This is a genomic window from Shinella sp. HY16 (assembly GCF_028534175.1).
Lineage (GTDB): Bacteria > Pseudomonadota > Alphaproteobacteria > Rhizobiales > Rhizobiaceae > Shinella.
Map to the genome: position 1 here is coordinate 1,010,546 of NZ_JAHYXL010000002.1, position 18,116 is coordinate 1,028,661.

General features: G+C 60.4%; 13 protein-coding genes and 2 pseudogenes. 8 read left to right on the top strand and 7 right to left on the bottom strand.

The genetic code is table 11. The features are described from left to right. Window positions 1-74 precede the first annotated feature (74 nt). From K0P03_RS25175 to K0P03_RS25185, 3 genes and pseudogenes are all read left to right on the top strand, one after another. Window positions 75-1,264, top strand: a pseudogene (locus tag K0P03_RS25175) (cyanate transporter). 204 nt (window positions 1,265-1,468) lie between these two features. After that, window positions 1,469-4,099: an ATP-binding protein gene (locus K0P03_RS25180; protein WP_272790925.1), complete on the top strand. Its 2,631-nt coding sequence runs from the start codon at window positions 1,469-1,471 to the stop codon at window positions 4,097-4,099. Beyond that, complete coding sequence (locus K0P03_RS25185; protein WP_130517659.1) at window positions 4,096-5,298, top strand: sensor histidine kinase; 1,203 nt, start codon at window positions 4,096-4,098, stop codon at window positions 5,296-5,298. The genes K0P03_RS25180 and K0P03_RS25185 overlap by 4 nt, the downstream gene beginning before the upstream one ends. Here K0P03_RS25185 and K0P03_RS25190 read toward each other — a convergent pair. Further along, window positions 5,283-6,020, bottom strand: a complete 738-nt coding sequence (locus K0P03_RS25190; protein ID WP_037408894.1) for a winged helix-turn-helix domain-containing protein — start codon at window positions 6,018-6,020, stop codon at window positions 5,283-5,285. The two genes, K0P03_RS25185 and K0P03_RS25190, sit on opposite strands and share 16 nt — an antisense overlap. A gap of 355 nt (window positions 6,021-6,375) precedes the next feature. Between K0P03_RS25190 and fmdA the strand changes: the two genes are divergently transcribed. From fmdA to K0P03_RS25205, 3 genes are all read left to right on the top strand, one after another. Further along, window positions 6,376-7,602, top strand: a complete 1,227-nt coding sequence (gene fmdA / locus K0P03_RS25195) for a formamidase (protein ID WP_024271341.1) — start codon at window positions 6,376-6,378, stop codon at window positions 7,600-7,602. 72 nt (window positions 7,603-7,674) lie between these two features. Beyond that, the gene (locus K0P03_RS25200; protein ID WP_272790926.1) at window positions 7,675-8,187 is read left to right on the top strand and encodes an AmiS/UreI family transporter; all 513 of its coding nucleotides are present in this window, start codon (window positions 7,675-7,677) and stop codon (window positions 8,185-8,187) included. A gap of 105 nt (window positions 8,188-8,292) precedes the next feature. Beyond that, window positions 8,293-8,592 carry an FmdB family zinc ribbon protein gene (locus K0P03_RS25205; protein WP_023515595.1) on the top strand — a complete coding sequence of 100 codons (300 nt, stop codon included), beginning with the start codon at window positions 8,293-8,295 and terminating at the stop codon, window positions 8,590-8,592. A gap of 208 nt (window positions 8,593-8,800) precedes the next feature. Here the strand turns inward: K0P03_RS25205 and K0P03_RS25210 are convergent, their stop codons facing one another. Beyond that, window positions 8,801-9,034, bottom strand: a complete 234-nt coding sequence (locus K0P03_RS25210; RefSeq protein ID WP_272790927.1) for a hypothetical protein — start codon at window positions 9,032-9,034, stop codon at window positions 8,801-8,803. A 93-nt stretch (window positions 9,035-9,127) separates the two neighbouring features. On the opposite strand from K0P03_RS25210, the pseudogene K0P03_RS25215 reads away from it, so the two are divergent. Next, a pseudogene (locus tag K0P03_RS25215) lies at window positions 9,128-9,430 on the top strand (integrase core domain-containing protein); the annotation flags it as partial. 308 nt (window positions 9,431-9,738) lie between these two features. Here K0P03_RS25215 and K0P03_RS25220 read toward each other — a convergent pair. The 5 genes from K0P03_RS25220 to K0P03_RS25240 form a co-directional block, all read right to left on the bottom strand. Then, complete coding sequence (locus K0P03_RS25220; RefSeq protein ID WP_272790928.1) at window positions 9,739-10,584, bottom strand: Shedu anti-phage system protein SduA domain-containing protein; 846 nt, start codon at window positions 10,582-10,584, stop codon at window positions 9,739-9,741. After that, window positions 10,556-12,025: a cation:proton antiporter domain-containing protein gene (locus tag K0P03_RS25225; RefSeq protein ID WP_272790929.1), complete on the bottom strand. Its 1,470-nt coding sequence runs from the start codon at window positions 12,023-12,025 to the stop codon at window positions 10,556-10,558. The genes K0P03_RS25220 and K0P03_RS25225 overlap by 29 nt, the downstream gene beginning before the upstream one ends. 478 nt (window positions 12,026-12,503) lie before the next feature. Further along, a complete protein-coding gene (locus K0P03_RS25230; protein WP_272790930.1) occupies window positions 12,504-13,859 on the bottom strand; it encodes a sensor domain-containing phosphodiesterase in 1,356 nt (451 codons plus the stop codon). Window positions 13,860-13,868: 9 nt separating this feature from the next. Beyond that, on the bottom strand, window positions 13,869-14,570 hold the full coding sequence (locus K0P03_RS25235) for a response regulator transcription factor (protein WP_272790931.1): 702 nt from the start codon (window positions 14,568-14,570) through the stop codon (window positions 13,869-13,871). A 110-nt stretch (window positions 14,571-14,680) separates the two neighbouring features. Then, on the bottom strand, window positions 14,681-15,067 hold the full coding sequence (locus tag K0P03_RS25240; RefSeq protein WP_272790932.1) for a hypothetical protein: 387 nt from the start codon (window positions 15,065-15,067) through the stop codon (window positions 14,681-14,683). A gap of 204 nt (window positions 15,068-15,271) precedes the next feature. Here K0P03_RS25240 and K0P03_RS25245 point away from each other — a divergent pair, with 204 nt between their 5' ends. Continuing rightward, window positions 15,272-18,103: a hybrid sensor histidine kinase/response regulator gene (locus tag K0P03_RS25245; RefSeq protein ID WP_272790933.1), complete on the top strand. Its 2,832-nt coding sequence runs from the start codon at window positions 15,272-15,274 to the stop codon at window positions 18,101-18,103. Window positions 18,104-18,116: the final 13 nt, after the last annotated feature.

Here is an 18,116-nt window from a genome sequence, read left to right on the forward strand (position 1 = left end):
GCGGCGGCAAGAGCCGCCGGCCAAACCCCGAAACCGGCTCTCCATCCCACCGCCATTGCGGCGGGCTGCGCGCCATGCCGGCAAGGCGCGACGACAGGACGAACTGGATCCTCTTGATCACCGTCGCGGCCATCGGCCTCAATCTGCGCCCTTTCCTGACGAGCATCGGACCGCTTGTCGAGGATATCAGTGTCGCAACCGGTCTTGGCTCCTACGGCATCGCCTCGCTGACATTCGTTCCGATGGCCCTGATGGGTTTCCTTGCGTTTCTGGGCCCTGCCCTGCAACGCCTTGCCGGCGCGCGACGGGTGCTGATCACCGCGCTTGTCATCGTCTGCATCGGCACGTTGTCGCGGCTGTTTGTCACCAGCGCCTGGGTGATTGTGGCAAGCGCCGCGGTGACCGGGCTTGGCGTCGCCATCGTCCAGGCGATCTTTCCCGGCGTCATCAAGCAGCTGTTTCCCGGGCGCGCGGCCTTCGTGATGGGCCTCTACTCCGCCATGCTGCTCGGTGGCGGCGCTGTCGGTGCCCAGATCCCGCCAATGATTGCCGAATGGACCGGGGATTGGCGCATCGGGCTCGGGTCTCTCGCCATTCTGGGGGTTCTGGCGGTGTCGCTTGTCTGGTTTGCTCTGCCGGGGGGAACGTCCCGGCGCCGGAGCGGAACATCGTCGGGACTCTCCTTGGCCGTCCGCGAACCTGGTTGCTGATGGTCTTCTTCGGGTTGGCGAACGGCGGCTACTCCTCGGTGGTCGCCTGGCTCGCCTCCTACTACAGGGAGCACGACTGGACCGCATCGGCCAGCGGCAGCCTCCTTGCGATCATGGCGATCTGCCAAGCGTTCGCCGCATTGGCGGTTCCGATGCTCGCCAGCCGGACCGGACGTGACCACCGCCCCTGGCTGTGGCTCACTCTTGCCTGCCAGTTCATCGGCTTTTCCGGCTTCGCTTTGGCCCCGGACGCCGCTCCCTTCCTGTTCGTGGTGCTGACCGGCATGGGCTTCGGCGGCTGCTTCGCCCTGTCCCTTGTTGTGACGCTCGATCATTTTTCCGACCCGGCCCGCGCCGGCGCCCTGTCGGCATTGGTGCAGGGCGGCGGGTTCCTCCTGACGGCGCTCCCGCCCCTGATCGTTTCAAGCCTGCACGACCTGACGGGCGGCTTTGAAGCGGGCTGGAAGTGGCACATGGGTACGATCGCCGTTGCAGCCATCCTGTCGGTTCGTTTCTCTCCAAAAAGATATGACCGTTCATGGCAATGCCCGTGATGACGAGAAAGGGCCGGCCGGAATCGCGCCCGGCAACCCGCCCCCAAAATCCAGGTATGTTCTCTCTTCCGTTTGATGGACCCCCATGAGAGATGATAGATCGTTCTCGGCTGAGCGCGGCCACACCGCAGGAACACGCTTTGGGAGGAGCCGTTTCATGTGCCGATTACAGGGTCGGGCCACGACGCATCTGTGTGGCGCTTGATGGAAACGCCACAGCTGCCAGCCTTGCGATCATACCATTCCTGGATCGCGAACGAGACACTGGAAGACTATTCTCTCCGATACGCGGCCACGTCGTTTCGCCGCTGGTCGCCATTTGTCATCGCCAACACCGCGCTCGGCGGTATTTCGTTCCTCGCCCTTGAGGCTATCGGCGGTGCGATCACGCTCAGCTACGGCTTCGCCAACGCCTTTCCGGCAATCCTGGTAACCTGCCTGTTCGTTTTCGTGACAAGCCTGCCGATCGCCTACTATTCCAGCCGCTACAACATCGATATGGATCTGTTGACGCGCGGCGCGGGCTTTGGCTACATCGGGTCCACGATCACCTCGCTGATCTACGCAACCTTCACCTTCATATTCTTCGCGCTCGAAGGCGTGATCATGGCGCAGGCGCTCAATCTGTTCGCCGATGTGCCGCTCGTTCTGGGCTATGTCATCTCCTCGGTCGTCATCATCCCGATCACCTTCATGGGCGTGACGCTGATCAGCAAACTGCAGCTTCTGTCGCAGCCGATCTGGATCGCCCTGCATTTGACGCCGTTTGCCTACATCCTGCTCGCGCATCCCGACACGCTCGACGAATGGGCCGCCTTCGTCGGCAGCGACATGGGCAGCGAAGGGTTCAATTTCCTTGCTTTCGGCTCGGCCATCGGCGTTCTGTGCGCCCTGTCCATCCAGATCGGCGAACAGGTCGACTACTTGCGCTTCCTGCCCGACAAGACACGCGAGAACCGTTTTCGCTGGTGGGCGGCGGTGGTCGCCGCAGGTCCGGGCTGGATTGTCGTCGGCGGCTTCAAGATCCTGTGCGGCAGCCTGCTGGCGGTGCTCGCGATCCAGGCCGGCCTGTCGCGGTCGACAGCGCTTGAACCCATCCACATGTACATCATCGCCTACCAGTATGTGAGCACGGACCCGCGCATCGTGCTCGCCCTTGCCGCAGTTTTCGTGCTGATCTCGCAGGTGAAGATCAACGTCACCAACGCCTATGCCGGCTCGCTGGCATGGTCCAATTTCTTCTCGCGCGTCACCCACTACCACCCGGGCCGGGTCGTCTGGCTGGTGTTCAACATCCTGATCTCGCTGCTGTTGATGCTGCTCGGTATCTTCCAGACGCTGGAATTGGTGCTGGCAGTCTATTCGATCATTGCGGCAGCGTGGATCGGCTCGATCTTCGCTGATCTCGCCATCCTGAAGCCGCTGGGGATCAGCCCGGCATACCCGGAGTTCCGGCGCGCCTATCTCTACAACTTCAATCCTGTCGGCTGCGGCTCGATGGCGCTGGCATCGTTCGTTGCGCTTGTCTGTTTTTCCGGCGTTCTCGGCGTCATGATGCAGGCCTATGCCGCGCCGATCGCTTTTGCGACGGCCCTTGTCAGCGCCGTGGCGATCGGCACCGCCACCAAGGGGCGCTACTATCTCGCACGCCCGCCCGTCGATCTACCGGCGGCGAAGTTGGATGCCAATCTCTGCGCCATCTGCGGCGTCACATACGAACGCTCCGACATGGTACACTGCACCTTCTACGAGCAGCCGATATGCTCGCTGTGCTGCAGCCTGGATTCGCATTGCCATGACGTCTGCAAGTCGCCAGGCGGCGGCCTCGAAAGTTCGCGCTATTTCGGCCAGACGCTGCCGCACATGCGCGACAAGATCGCGCCCCGCATGGGGCAGCGTCTGCTCAAGGTGGCAGGCGTGCTGTTTGCCCTGGCGGTGATTGCCGGCGGCGTGTTCCTGCTGACCTACCGGTTGATCGAGCCGGGGTCGGAACAGCCGCATCTGGCAAACGGCCAACTGCTTCTCAGGGTCTTTCTCGCGCTGTTGCCGCTGCTCGGTATCGGCGCCTGGTGGATCGTCCTGTCGCAGGAGAGCCGTGAGCTCGCCGAACGCGATCTCGTCGCCTCCCTGGAAAAGCTGCGCCAGACACAGAGGGACCTTGCGAGCAACGAACGCCTCGCAGCCATCGGCCAGATCACCGCAACCGTCAGCCACGAACTGCGCAACCCCCTGGGCACCTTGGTGACGTCAGCCGATGTCTTGCGCCGCTCGTTGAAGAGTGCCGACGAACCTGTGCTCTCCGAATTGCAGCGTCTGCAACGAAACGCCTGGCGCTGTGTCCGAATCATCGAAGACCTGCTCGACTTCTCGCGCCGGCACGCACTGACGCTGACACCAATCCTGATCGACCGGTGGGTCGCCCAGCAGGTCGCCGAGCAGGATAATGCGCGGCCGATCCAGCTGGAACTTGCCGCCGGATGCAGGATATCCGCCGATGGCGAGCGGCTGCGGCAGGCCTTTTGCAATGTCCTGGCCAATGCCGTCCAGGCTTGCGAGGGGAACGCGGATAACGCGGTGATCACCGTTTCGACCCGCTGCGAGGCCGACAGCGCTATCATCTGCGTCGCCGACAACGGCGCCGGCATGTCGCGCGAAACGGCGGCACGGGTGTTCGAGCCGCTGTTCAGCACCAAGGCATTTGGCGTGGGGCTGGGCATGCCCCTGGTCAAGCGTATCGTCGAGCAGCATGGCGGCTCGGTGCTGATTGAAAGCGAACAGGGCGCGGGCACGCGCGTATCGATCGTTCTCCCGCGGGCGGGTGCGGCCTCATCATGACGGACCTGACCGACCTGCAGAGCGATCTTGTTGGCGACGATGTCATCCCGCATGGGACGGACCCGGCGGAAAGGAAGCGTGTCCTCATCGTCGACGACGACGAGGACTTCGCCGCAAGCCTCGCCGGATTGCTCGAACTCGAGGGTTACCAGACGATCACGGCCCACGATCCACCGACCGCCCAAAGCGCTCTGGCCTCGTGCCGGCCGGCCGTTGCCCTGGTCGATGTGCGGTTGGGTATCGGCAACGGTGTCGAGCTGGTCCGGGCGTTCCGGCAGCAGAGCCCCGACCTTATCTGCCTGATGGTGACGGCCTATGCCTCGGTCGAGACGGCAGTTGAGGCGTTGCAGGCCGGCGCCTACGACTACTTGTGCAAGCCATTCCACAGCGCCGACCTGCTGGCGACCCTCGAGCGCTGTTTCGAGCGGACCCGGCTGATGGAGGAAAGGCGCCTGGCCGCCGAGCGGCTCGGCCAGATGCAGCGCATCGAGGCGATGGGCCAGCTGACCGGTGGTATCGCACATGACTTCAACAACATCCTGGCCGTCCTGCTGGCCAATTTGCGCTGGCTGCAGGAGCATGTGCAGGCTGAGCCCCACCTAGCCGAGATGGTCGACGACGCGCTCGAGGCCGTGAAGGCCGGGACGGACCTGACCTCCCGGCTGCTCAATTTCGGCCGCCGTGAAGGAGGCGATACCGTCTGCATTCGCCTAGATGAAGCGCTGCCGGACCTGATGCGCGTGTTGCGCCGTACGCTGGATGGCAAGATCGATTTGTCGCTCCAACTGGCTGATGGCCTGCACGCTGTCGAGGTTCATCCGGCGCAGCTCGAAACCAGCTTGCTCAACCTGGCGCTCAACGCGCGCGATGCGATGCCGGACGGCGGCACGCTTCGGTTCGAGGCCTGCAATCTTGCCCTCCGGCCAGACGATGCCCGCGTGGCGTCAGGCCTGCCGCCTGGTCAATATGTGGTCATTTCGGTCATCGACACCGGGCACGGGATGCCCGCGGCGGTGCAACGCCGGGCGCTCGAACCGCTCTTCAGTACCAAGCCTGCTGGAAAGGGCAGCGGCCTCGGCCTGTCGATGGTGGATGGCTTCGCCCGCCAGTCCGGTGGGCGCCTCGGCATTTCCAGCAAGCCCGACGAGGGGACCCGGATCAATCTCTACCTGCCTCGCGCGCCTCAGTCCCTCACCTGAGGGGTAAACATGTAGCCAACGCCGCGAATGGTCTTGATGAGCTGCGGATCGCGCGGATTGTCTCTGAGCTTGCGACGTATCTTGCCGATCAGCACGTCGATGCTGCGGTCATAGGGAGACCAGTTGCGGTTGGCGACGATATCGAGGATCTGTTCACGCGACAGAATGCGGCCGCGCCGCTCGACAAGCGCCGAGAGTATCTGGAACTCCTGGCTGGTGAGCCGAACATTCTCGCCGTTCGGCGACGCCAGTTTGTAACGCGCCGGATCGAGCCGCCATCCATCGAAACAAACGGCCTCCGAGGGATCGGCCTCCATCGCCTCGGGAAGGACGATCCGCTTGGCAAAGCGCCGCATCACCGTGCGGACACGCGCCAGAAGCTCGCGCGGTTCGAAGGGTTTGGTGATATAGTCGTCGGCACCCAGTTCGAGACAGACGACCTTGTCAATCGTGCTGTTCTTGCCCGATAGCATGATAAGCGGCAGATCATATTGCGAGCGCATGCTGCGCGCGAGCGTTACCCCATCCTCCCCGACCGGAAAGCCGAGATCGAGGATAACGAGATCGAACGCCTCATCGGCTAATGCACGCCGCATCGAGCGCCCGTCATGGGCGCTGACAGTCGCATAGCTTTCGCTCGTCAGGAATTTTTCCAGAAAGCTGCACAGCCGGCGATCGTCGTCGACAATAAGGATGCGTGATCTCAGTTCGGCAACGGACATGCCGCTACGATAGTCGCAATTCGGGGGCGCGGTCGAGAAGGGAAGATGGCATTTGGTCGCGACCTGCATCGCGCAAGAACAGGCGAAGGCGGACCTGCACCTTCCAAATACGGGAGGGATTTCATAATCAATTGAAAATACTATCTAAAACGAGACGATCGCAGCACGCAGCGCGCACTGCCCGCACCCATTCTGGTTACAAAAAATTACAAAGCAGCCTGCATTCCGATGCATGGCGATTACATGCGGTTCCTATCGTGGTCACGCACGGTGATGCCGGGCGGCACTGCCCAGCGCAAGAACGAGGGAGGCGTACGCCACCTCTTGCACACCGGCATTGAGGAGGAACAGCCGCATGCCACAGACAGTATTCTCAGTCGATCTGAACAAAGCGCCCGAAGATCATGCCATCAAGACACACAATCGGTGGCATCCGGATATTCCGATGGTCGATCACCTCAAGCCCGGACATACCTACCGGGTGGAGTGCCATGACTGGACGGGAGGCCAGATTGGCAACAACGACAGCGCCAACGATGTCCGCGACGTCGATCTGACCCGCGTCCACTATCTCAGCGGCCCGTTCGGCGTCGATGGCGCGGAACCCGGCGACCTGCTGGTCGTCGACATTCTCGACCTCGGTGCGAAACCCGACTCGGAATGGGGCTTCAACGGCCTGTTCGCCAAGGAAAACGGCGGCGGCTTCCTGACCGAGCATTACCCCGAAGCCAGCAAGTCCTGCTGGGATTTTCACGGGATCTACACGACGTCGCGCCACATTCCGGGCGTGCGTTATCCCGGCATCATCCATCCCGGCCTGATCGGCTGCCTGCCGGACCACAAGCTGCTCGCCGAAGCCAACCGGCGCGAAGCCGAACTGGTGGCGACCGATCCCGGCCGCGTTCCGCCACTGGCAGCACTGCCCTATGCCGACACCGCATTGATGGGGCAACTGAAGGGCGACGCTGCCAAGAAGGCCGCCGCCGAGGCATGGCGCACGGTTCCGCCGCGCGAACATGGCGGCAACTGCGACATCAAGAACCTGTCGCGCGGCTCGAAAGTCTATTTCCCTGTTTATGTGAAGGGTGGCGGCCTCTCGATGGGCGACATCCATTTCTCGCAGGGCGATGGCGAGATCACCTTCTGCGGCGCCATTGAGATGGCCGGCTGGGTCGACATCAGCGTCGATGTCATCAAGGGCGGCATGGCGAAATACGGTGTCATCAACCCGATCTTCAAACCGAGTCCGATCGACCCGCATTTCGATGACTATCTCATCTTCGAAGGCATCTCGGTCGATGAGCACACCGGCGAACAATATTACCTCGACGCCCATGTCGCCTATCGCCGGGCCTGCCTCAACGCGATCGAGTATCTCAAGAAATTCGGCTATTCCGGCGAGCAGGCCTACATGATCCTGGGAACGGCGCCGGTGGAGGGGCGCATTGCCGGCATCGTCGACATCCCCAACGTCTGCGCCACGCTGGCCATACCGACGGCGATCTTCGACTTCGACATAAACCCCAATGCGCTCGGGCCGAAGAAGCAGAACTTCAAGGCAGACGTCGCCAAGACGAGTTGATTGGACCGCACAACAACAATGAAGCGACGGTCAGGCCCCGCCCTGGCCGTTGCTCTCCTGGGAGGGGGTTTCATGCTGCTCGGATTTGCCTTGCTTTATGTCGGCGCAGTCCTGTTTCTCAACGGGCTTTGGCTTCTCGGAAAAATCGAGGACCGAGAAATCATCGTCATCAATGTCGTCTCCGGTTTCGTGACGCTGTCCGCGTCGCTGGCCTGGGCGTTCGGTCCCAATGCCGACGCGGCCTCCATCAAGGGTGCCGCGCTGACGATCCTGTTTTCGGCAACCTATTTCTGGGTGGCCTACAACAGGGTGGTGAAGGTGGACGGACGCGGCCTCGGCTGGTTCAGCCTGTTTGTCGCCATCACCACCATTCCGGTGTCTGTGCAGGGGCTTTCCTCCGCCCAGACATCGACCGATTTCTGGCTGGCGTCCAACTGGGTGATCTGGGGGATCCTGTGGTTCCTGTATTTCCTGTTGCTCGCAATGCAGCGGCCGATCCTGCGCCTGACAGCGATCGTCACGCTGCTGGCCGGCATCGTCACCGGCTGGTTACCAGGTTTCCTGCTGCTGGACGGCAAGCTGTGATGCCGGGTCGGCGCACCGCGCGGCAACACGATTGATCGCGGACGGGCGGCAAGGACTGGCGTGCCCGCCCATTTTCTAGATTCATGACTTTTGGGGAGACTGGCAATGCCGCTCTACAACTACGTTTGCAACGATTGTGGACCGTTTGAAGAATGGGTGTCGATGCAGGATGCGCTCAAAGCCTGCGCATGCCCGCAATGCGAAGAACAGAGCAACCGGGACATGGCTGCACCACGCCTCAGCCTGATGAACGGCAAACTGCGCGGTGCCCTTACACGTTCGGAAGCAAGCGGCAGCGAGCCGAAGGTGGTGAAGAAGGCACATCTCGCCGGTTGCGGTTGTGCCTTGTGCAAGATCGGCAACAAGCCGACGCCGACCCGCAAGAAGTGGATGATCGGCCACTGAGCGGGAGGGCACCCGATGGCCGGCACGTCGGGTTGCTCCTGTTCCGGGGGGGCGGCACAGGAGGCTGCCCCCGGATGCCGGTCAGCACATCTGCGGACTTCCCATATCGATATCGATGGGTCTTGAATGGCGGATAATCCCAATGTCCGTAGATAGACATAGGAGAGCTAGCGTAACCCCTGCCCTCCTGGGAGATTCGTCAGAGGCTTCACGAATCCGAGAATTTTACCGTCACGCCGCGCTGCCGAAAGTAAGCTTGCATCAGCTTTCTACCGGAACGGTTGCTGTGCGCGAGCCTGGCCGGGTCAAATATCGCCTCTTTTAGACCTTCCCGCGCCAACGCTGACTTGAGAATCGCGATATGCGCATCAATATCCGCATTGTCCGCTTGGATCGATTCATAAATGCGGTTTCTTGCTTCAGCTACGGTCGGTTCGCTCACAGAGACACTCCTGTTTGTAATTTAGGTGGCGCTTACCACGTTTTTCGCCTTGCCCCTACGGCATATCGTCAAACCACCGGCGTGATCATCAATCACAAAGTCCAGTGGCATTGCGTCGCGCCAGGAAAGCCCATGCAGAACGGCTATATAGAGAGAGTTTCAATGGCCGGATGCGCGACGAACTGCTGAACGAGAGCCTGTTCTTCGGCCTCGATCATGCCAGCAGTGCCATGGCCGAGTGGGCAGATGACGTCCACCATTTCCGGCCACACTCATCGCTCGGATACCAGGCCCCGGCAGACTATGCCGGGTCCATCGCCGCAACCGGCTCCAACGCTGCGCAAGATGAAAGCTTCGCGTTTCCGTCGGTTGCTCCCGCCGTGCCACTTGGCGTAGTCAGAATTGATCAGAATCGCCGAGGCTCTAGTCGCAGCTGGATGAGATTCAGTGGCAGGTCACTGGGTTTCCGTCTCCGTTACCGATTTCGTTGGCATTCTACGGATGTGGCTGGCGGCGTGGAAAAGGCGGTTTGTTTTGGCGGCGTCAAACGCAGAAAGCCCTCCCCGCTGGGAAGGCTTTTAGATTTGGCTGCGGAAGCCTGAGCACACCGAGACTTGTATGTTCTAATGCGAAGCTGCTTCGGGCGAAGCAGAATTCGCGGAAATGGGCCCGATGACCGTCCAAACCTTCAACGAACGGGCGATCTACGGACGGGTTAGCGATGAAACCAGCCAGTCAAGTTCCGTGCGAGCGGACGAGAGTAGGCTCGCGTAGGAATTGACGGTCGTCATGTCAGTCCCATATCTTTTGTCCATAGAGGCTGCGGAACCCTTGCCGATCATCAAGATCCTCAACGGGCTGCTTGAAGTGATGGTCCCTGACAAGTCATCACGATATTGCTGAGCTTGAGCGATGTCTTCCCGAGAAATCGGATGGTTGGGGCGCTTAAACTCAATGAGCAGATAGCTGTCAGCAAGATCCTGCGACAACAGAAGATCAGGCCGTTTCGAGGCCCGCTCGCCCGTAAATTTCTTATCACTATAGTTCGCGATGACCCGTTTCAGTGTGATGTTCGATGACATCAGAGCGTATTGGCGGCCAAGAAGCCACAAATTCGTCTCGAAGGCCTTATGGACGTCTTTTTCGAGAGTCGCTTCGTTGTCGATAAGCTCCTGGAGGTAGTCCAGAAATCTCATCCGTCTGGTCGCTTGAGCAGCGATCCCAGAGAGCTCAACCATACCAAAATTTTCGAGCGCCGCTGCAAAGGAACTGACATCTGTGCGGTCGGTGGCATTTATCCGCTCGAAGACGGCCCAGTAGGCGTCATGCTCCATGGCGTCGAGCGCGACCTCTGCTATCGTCGCAATGCGGTCTTCGCTTTCCCGATAGAATCGCTGCAGGATCCGGTGGAGGGCTTCCTCAGCGTAGCGTCGGCGGTGTTCTGGGAGGTCTTTCAGCCTAGCGTCCAGCTCCTTCTTCAATCGAGCTAGCTGAAGGCTCATATCGCGAGAGTGGCTCTCCCTAAGCCCTTCTTTGACGATCGATTTCACGTAGCATTGGATTTCTTGGAACGCCTTGCTGTTCTCGACCACCCCGCCCCAATCGGCAGTTACGAAGCGCGGCATCGCCGTGGACGATCATGTGGCTCTCTCGTTGGGCTTCCTTAAAGCGCGCGAGATCGGACTCAATGGCGATGTGCGGTATCTTCGCCGCCTCAAACGCAGTCGCAACGAGGCGTCCGACACGTCCGCATCCACACAGCACAACATGTCGGTCGAGCGACGCGCATGTTGCGCGAATCGCATTCTCGGTTGCGGCCACGCGGGTCCGCCGGTTCCCAACGAGATGCTCGACAAACGCGGTTTGCTGAATCAGCACTGGGGCCAGGCCCATGGTGAGTGCAAGGGCAATGAGGACCGGTTGACCGACCTCGGAGGGCAGCAGACCGCTGTTCATGGCCATGGTCAACAATAGCAGGCCGAATTCTCCGCCGTGGGCAAGGATGACTGCGACGTGAAGGGCGATCGCGGCGGACCTGCGCAGCATGAGCCCGACAACGAAGGTAACGAGCGCTTTGCCGAACAGAAAGACCACACACCACGCAAGGATCGCGTATGGAAATACCACCATCAGCCGGAGATCTATCTGCATGCCCACTGTGACGAAGAACAGGCCGACAAGGACGTCGCGGAATGGTCGTACATCGTCCTCGACGCGGTGCTGAAAGTCGCTCCCGCCGATCACCATGCCGGCAATGAAGGCGCCAATCGGCAAAGCCAGATCAGCGAGATGAGCGAGATAGGCGGCCCCGAGAGCAACGAAAAGCGCCGCCAGGAGAAACAGGTCGTTCGAGCGGGACCTGGAAGCACCGGCAAAAACAGTACGGACGAGCGGGCGCGCGATGATGGAGACCGCGATGAGTGCAATCGCCGCAAGCCCGAGACGCCCCACGAGATCGAACGGATCGACAGATGCCTGCCTCGACCAGCTATCCACGGCGACGAGAAGGGGGATCGTCGCGATATCCTGAAACAATAGGATGCCGAGGGCAAAGCGTCCATGCTGGCTCGAAATCTCGCCCTGTTCGGCGAGTTGTTTCATGGCAACGGCGGTCGATGACATCGCCACAGCGCCACCAAGCAGAATGGCGATGCGAGGATCAAGCCCGAGCAACCAGAGCGCGGCGGCAATCGTCGTAAGCGTCCCGCCCACCTGCAGGCTGCCTGCCAAGAGGACGTCGGTGCGCGCTGCAAGCAGGGTGCTCAGCGAGAACTCCAGCCCGACCATGAACATCAGGAAGATCAGGCCGAGTTCGGCGAGGAAGAGCGTATCGTCACCGAGTGCCACGAGATTCAGACCATAAGGACCAATCGCAAGTCCCGCCAGGAGGTAGCCCATGGCGGCAGGCATTCGCAGCGCGGCGAGAAGTCCGACAGCAACGGCCGAAACCATTATCATAGACAGACTTTGAACCAGCAGGTGGTCGGTCATCGTATGCCTCGGCGGAACGGGCGGGCGTCGGCAAAGTCTACCACATGAACGCCGCATTGCCTGATGTGGCGGAGTAACACACACGCAATGTGAGGCTTTCCTGCTATGTGAGGTCTGCCGGGGTGGTTATTGTGGAGAGTTACGCAGCGGGTCGTCGTCTATTTTCGTTGAGGTTCGGGCCGGCGCGCGGCGTCTGGGATCTTCGTTTGAGCCGCGCGGCGGTTTCGAAGAATGCCCGTTATCGCTGCCTTCGGGCCACATGCTGACGAAGCCGGCGGGCAACATAAGCCGAAGCTTGGAGCGCTGCTTCTTCATCACGAGATCCTGACGACGGAATCAGACAGGACCGGTTACGCAACAGCAGACGAACAAGCCGATATCGAGTGGCTATCCGACGAACACGACGCCGGCTATGCATAGATGAACATCCGCACCTCGCATCAAAAATGCGTGGTGAGGCGACCCTTGTTCCTGTCCGTTAGTCGGGCAAAACTCGTAAATCAGATGCGCTGGCGGGTCGGCCGAAAAGGAACCCTTGGCCAAAGTTACAGCCAAGCTCTCGTAGTGCGTGGAGTTCAGTCACCGTTTCAACCCCCTCGGCGACGACCTGCTTTCCCAGTGCCTTCGCCATATCGATGATGGCCTTCACAATGGCATGATCGGCGCTCGAGCCGGTCATCGCACGTACGAAGGAACCGTCGATCTTGATCTGGTCATAGGCAAAGTCCTTCAGATGCACGAGTGAAGCAAAGCCGGTACCGAAATCGTCGAAAGCCACGATAAAGCCGGCCGTACGCAGCGCCTCAAGCTGTGCGCCAATATCGCCACCCTGCTCCGACAGCATGACCCCTTCCGTGACCTCGACCTGGATATGACGAGGTGACAGCCCTGCTGAGCGGGTTGCGCCAAGGATTTCATCCACAAGGCAAGGGCTGCCGGGCAACCCGATAAACTGTGACGACGAAACGTTGATCGCAATGTGCCCGAAATCGACACCGGCCGTCGCCCACGCCTTGGCTTGAGCGACGGCGCACCGCAGAACGTGGCTGCCAATACGTCTGGATAATATCGGCTCGTCGAAAGCCGCGGAAAACGCCATAGGACCGATTACTGATCCATCAGGCTTCTTGAGCCGCAACAGAGCCTCAAAACCAATGCGCCTTCCCGTATCGAGCGCTATCTTCGGCTGGTAGTGGAGCAGAAAAGAACCATGCAGGAGCGCTTCTTCGGCAAGCACCAGCGCCGCCTTGTCGGCATTTGCGCGACCCAGCCGGCCAGAGTCGATCCGAGACAACAAATAGCGGTCTTCGGATTGCAGGAGACGTTCCACGGCGCAACGCGCCAGCCGATCCAGCAAACCGCGCACGTCGGCGCCTAGACGTCGCGGCACCCGGTCGAGCACGCTGAGCGAGCCGAGCCGAAGCCCCGGCTCGATCTCCAGCGGCACGCCGGCATAGAAACGGATCCTGTCGCTACCGGTAACGAAAGGGTTGTCGGCAAAGCGGACATCGCGAACGGCATCCGGCACCACGAAGGGCCTCGACGACCGGATTGTGTGGTCGCAGAAGGCGTCGGCTCTGCAGGACCCGTCCCCTTCGATGCCCCGCTTCGACTTGAACCATTGGCGTTCGCCATCAAGCAAGGTGATGAGGCCGATCGGCGTATCGGCCGCAAGGCAGGCGGCATCGACCAGTGCATCGAGCACCGGATCCGGGCCGGAGGACACACTGGACAGTTCTCTCAGACGTTTGAGGCGAGCCGCTTCGTCTGGCGGAGTTCCTTCGGGACCAACCGCTTCCGCGGAGAGCACATGACGATCAACACACTCAAGCATAGGGCTCTTCTACTCTGACCGTTGTTGGATTTCGCTCAGGCGATAGCCCACGCCGCGGATCGTCTTAATGACGTCACCGCTCGCAGCATCCAGTTCCGCAAGTTTGCCGCGCAGCCTGTTGATGTAGACGTCGATCGTCTTGTCGCGCGGGTCGTGTTCACGAAAGAGCGCCTGGCGTGCAATGCACGACTTTGGGCAGTCTTCTCCCACACTGTTGAAAAGGACCTGCAGTATCCTTCCTTCGAGTGCGGTCAGTGGCTGACTGGTGCCGTCGAAATCCATCGACAGGCGTCCGATGTCGCAATCGATATTGCCAATCTTGAAAGCGACGCTCTGCCGCAAGGCGTTGCGGCCCATCCGCGCCTCGTGCAGGCGATGGACCCGGGCGCGCAGTTCCTTCACGCTGAACGGCTTCATCACATAGTCGTCTGCACCGACACTGATGGCGTCCGCCCGGCTATCGGCGTCTCCAGCACCCGAGATCATGATGATAGGGACGTCGGAGCGTGAGCGCGCCTCACGAAGCACTTCCAGCCCGCTACCGTCTGTCAGGTTGATGTCGATGAGGATGCAGTCATAGGCAGCGAGCTCGTTTGAATGAATGAAGCGGTTCGCTTGCCTCACGGATGCAAGGCAATCCAGCCGGTCCCGAGAATCCGACCAGTTCAGCCGCAACATATCAACGACGTCGCGCTGATCTTCGATGATCATTATGTTCATAGTCTCTTCGATTGTTTGGTGCGGTGGCCCAAGCCCCTTTCCTGCGCGCCATAGAGCGGGGATGGCATTGGGCGCAGCATTGGCTGCACATTTTCGCCAACTTATATGGTTCTCGGATTGAGACTTTCCAAGGTGGCAAACGGGGAGCTCATGTGTGCCAGCCGATTGACGAAGTCCGGTCTCAACGGTTTTACAAAGCAAAGATGCAGGTGCCCCGGATCGCGCTGAACGACGATGCTGCCGACCACGACGTCAAACTTACCGAAAACAAGGTAAGCGTGATCTGGAATCAACGACTTTCCTATGCGCACGGTCGCCTCACCTTCGCTGATCTCCACAACGAGACAGCGTACGATCTGCGTCTTGCGCATCCATTTCCCGGTGAAGAGCAGATTGCAGAAAAGCGTGACGCTTCGGCGGCACCATTGACGGCTGAAGTAGTCGGATTCGACACGGCTCAGATAGGTCGTTCTCTTTGTGGTTTTCACAGGTTGACCTCGATGCTTGCCGAGGTCCCACCCCATCGGTAGGGCAGGAACGCGGCAGTTGGATGCATCGATTAAACCGGCGCACCGTTAAGCGACCGCGGCGCCAAATTTAAATAAGGTAAAATTAAGCGATCTCTCATGGATTGCGGCATCGCTTGAGACTATCGAGGTTGAAATCAACGGCGGCTGAGGACGACGCAAATCATGCGACGGGAAAACGCAAATGCTGGCAATGGCTTTCGCATCCTGGGGACCGGTCTCAGGCAATGTGCGACGGATCGGTTTTCCGCTGGGGTTCTGGTCGGCGGCATCTCCGCTTTCATCGTCGCCTGGCTCCCGACAACTGCATGGCTCTGGGTCGTCGGCGCAACGCTGATCATCGCTTGGCGACTCCATCAAGATCGGGTCGTACCTCGCGACGCTCGCCGACAGTCGCAAGATCTCTATGGAAACCAGGCTCTTATCGAGATCGCCGGCAAGGCCGCGAAGCTCGGTGGATGGGTGGTGCACCTGCCCGATCGGAGAATCGAATTGGCGGATGAAACCTGGTCGATCCACGAGAGACCAAGGGGCAAGACAATCGCCTTCGAGGAGGGGATCGGCTATTTTGCGCCGGAGTGGCGAGATGCGATCACTCGGCATTTCGAAGCCTGCGTTGCCACCGGTCTGCCCTACGATATCGAGGTGAAGATCATTGATGGCACAGGTCGGCGGAAATGGGTTCGCGCAATCGGCGTGGCGATCCGCGACGACATGGGCCAAATCTTCCGAATACAGGGCGCCCTCCAGGATATCGATGAGCGCAAGCGGCTGGAGAATACCGCCAGGGATCTTGAGCGGCGCTTGGCCGAATCGATGGAGAACATAAGCGATGCGTTTTTCCAGCTTAATACCGATTGGCGCTTCACCTACCTCAACCGTCAGGCCGAACGTCTGCTCGCGCGCCCGCGATCGGCGCTTATGGGCCGCCTGATCTGGCAGGAGTTCCCGGAGGCATCCTCGGGGATCATCCGGCAGCACTACGAGCGTGCCGTCCGCGAAAGCGAGACAGCCGATTTCGAAGTATTTTACGAGTCCCTGAACGCATGGTTCTCGGTCACCGCCTATCCGGGGCCGGGAGGGCTGACCGTCTATTTCCGGGATGTGACGAAGCGGCATGCTGCCGACCAGCACTTGCATCTGCTGGAAATGGCGATCTCGAGAATCGACGACTTCGTCATAGTCACAAAGGCAGCATCGCAGCCCGGAGGCAGGCAAACGATCGTCTACGTCAACGACGCCTTCATCAGGATCACCGGCTATTCACGGCCTGACGCACTCGGCCGATCTCCCGGCTTTCTGCAGGGTCACGGCACCGAACTCGCCACCATTGAAGCGATTGACCGCGCGATCACGCGGTCAAGGGCGATTCGGGCCGAACTTCTGAACTACGCCAAGGACGGCCGCGAATACTGGGTGGACATGAGCATCGCACCCATTGTCGGTTCCGATGGACGCGCGAGCCATTTCGTCGCAACCGGTCGCGACATCACCGAAAAAAAGCGAGCGGCGGAACGGCTGACGGAAAGCGAGGAACGCTTCGCAATTGTTGCCATGATGACGACGGACGCGGTCTGGGACTGGGACATTGCGACCGGCCGTGTGCAATGGAACAGTAACATCAAATCCGTCTTCGGGCACGACGACGTACCGATCGAGGATGGTTTTCGGGAATGGGCATCCAAGATCCACCCGGACGACCGCGAACGTGTCGTGTCCACCGTGCTTGCCGCGATCGAAGATGAGGTCGACACGTGGCTGGAAGAATACCGCTTCCGTCGGGGAACGGGGACCTATGCCGAGGTTCTCGATCAGGGGCACATCATCCGCAACGCCGCAGGCATGGCAACCCGCATGGTCGGTGGTGTCCGCGATGTCACTGAGACACGGCTGAACGAGGCAAAACGGCTGCAGGCACAGCGGCTTGAAGCCATAGGCCAACTGACGGGCGGCGTCGCCCATGACTTCAACAACCTGTTGACGGTCATCATCGGGACAGCCGAGACGCTGGCCGACGAAGTTGCCGATCCGCGACTTTCTGCAATCGCACAGTTGAACCACAAGGCCTCGCGGCAAGGCGCCGCCCTCACACGCCAGCTACTCACCTTCGCGGGACGGCAACCCCTAGAGCCGGCGTCCCTGAACATCAACAGGACAATCCGGGCCATGGAGGGATTGCTGTCTACGGCTCTCGGCGAAACCATCATCCTGCACCTCGCACTTGATCCGGTGGCAGGTCACGTCAGAGCGGATGCTGCACAACTGGAAGCGTCCATAATGAACCTCTGCATCAACGCACGCGATGCAATGCCGGATGGCGGCAGGGTGACAGTCTCGACGACGCTAAGCGATGACGACGCGGTGATCCGAATCTCCGACAACGGCTTCGGAATGGAAGCGGAGACGCGGGCAAAGGCCTTCGAGCCGTTCTTCACGACGAAGCCCTTCGGCAAAGGCAGCGGATTGGGTCTCAGCATGGTGTATGGGTTCGTGCGGCAATCAGGGGGCCGGATCGAAATTGAATCAGAACCGGGCAAGGGAACAACCATTTTCCTGTCCTTTCCTCGACTGGCGTCTACGGAAATAACCGCGGAGCCCATCTCGAACGGAGTGCTGGAAGGTGGCAGTGAGCGCATTCTCGTCGTGGAGGATGATCCAATGGTCCGTGAATTCGCCGCGGGCACACTCGTTTCGCTTGGCTATTCCGTCACATGCGCGGACGACGCAACGGAAGCATTGCAGCTACTCAAGACAGACGGACCGTTCGATTTAGTTTTCTCCGATGTGGTCATGCCCGGCCCAATTGACGGCGACGCTATGGCAGCCAAGATCATGACGCTGTATCCGAACGTCCCGGTTGTCCTGACCACCGGCTACGCGGATGTCGAACGCATCGGCACCACGTCGCGATTCCGGCCGCTTGCAAAACCCTATAGCCGACGACAGCTTGCGGAGACCTTGCGGAGGGCTATCGACGCATCGCAAGACAATCGATGAGCGCCTTTGTCGG